General features: G+C 63.3%; 1 protein-coding gene and 1 pseudogene. Both read right to left on the reverse strand.

All coding sequences use genetic code 11. The features are described from left to right. Positions 1-705 (reverse strand): MipA/OmpV family protein (locus ACXJKR_RS32560; RefSeq protein ID WP_457326378.1); only part of this gene is annotated, 705 nt, incomplete at its 3' end. A 439-nt stretch (positions 706-1,144) separates the two neighbouring features. Then, positions 1,145-1,359: pseudogene (locus ACXJKR_RS32565) on the reverse strand (hypothetical protein); the annotation flags it as partial.

Consider the following 1,359-nt stretch of genomic DNA (forward strand, 5'->3'; position numbering starts at 1 on the left):
GTTGATCAGGTAGGTCGCACGCGCGCCCACCTCTGCGTTGAGTGCGGCCTGGCCGAGGTATGGGGAGCGTGCAGCGCTGGCCTCGTTGGTCCGGACGCCGTAGTAGTAGTCGACGTACTCACTGCTCACCCATGCAGCGGACGCGCGCGGCGCCAGCAGCACGCGGTCTCCGAGTCGCCAGCTTTTCTCGAGCGCCAGCGATGCACGCTTGCCCTTGCTGTGGCCGGACGCGTCGGCGAGCACTTCGGCACTCACGTCGACCAGCGAGTTGCGCCAGGTGACCTTGCCGCCCGCCCAGAAGCCGCCCTTTCGCTTCTCCATGCCTCCAAGGATCGGCGCGTCGTCGGCCTCATAGCCGCTGCCGTCGTATTTCACCAGCAGCCGAAAGTCGAGTTTCTGGGTCGCGGTGATATCCGCAGTCGCGAGCTTGAATTCCACTCCGGGCCCAAAAACCCGCACCCATTTGTTCTCGAAGAAGACCAGCGGGAATCCGGTGCTTTCCCTGCCGATGCCCGCGTAGGCCTTCTGCGTACTGATCGCTACGACCCCCAGCCCCCACGTCGAATTCCCGGGCTCCTCCGCGCGGGCGGTCGAAGGAAGTGTGATCGCGAGAGCGAAAGCCGACGCGGCCAGGGTGCAGGTGATGAAGAAAGGGCGACTTGAAGGCATGACTGGCTTCCAGTGAATGTGTTGAGGAAGCTTCATCGTCTGCCGCCGCGAATTTCGGCGCACTTTCCGGCCGCGTGCCGAGAGCCGGAGCAGCCCGCTCTGGCCCAGCGCGCCCCCCGGCAACTTCACGGAGGCCAACCTCCGGAGGATCGCGATCGGTCCAGCACCGCTCCTTCATCGCGACTGGCGCCTGCTCAGCCATCGCCTTGTCAGGCGCACTACCCGGCCCACAAAGCCAAGAACCAGCAGGAACACCGCAAAGCCCGCTGCCAGAAACTCCCGTGACCACAGGGCAACCCAAGCCTTCAGTCCGAACAGACCGTCCTCGGATGTGGCAATACCGTATGCCAGCCACCCAATAAGGCCTAAGAAGCCCAGCGTGCCWACAACGATCCTGGCCAGCGACTCGACCCTGGCGTCGTCGCGATCGCGCCGGTGTAGATCGTTGAATCTTTGCATTGTTGCCAGCGCAGTCTCAGCAAAGATCCTTTGGACCTAGATCAAGCCGTTGGAGCTTTTCGCGCAGCACGGGCCATTCCCGTTCCGTGAACTCGGTCCGCCAGACCTGCACGATTCGCTCCTTGGCGTCATCGCAGACGAACGATCCGATGCCCTGGCGTACTTCGATCCAGCCACGCTCGCGCAAACATTCGAGCGCCCGGCTGACAGTCAATGGGTTGACCATATAAG

The sequence above is a fragment of the Roseateles sp. P5_E11 genome, from assembly GCF_054049355.1.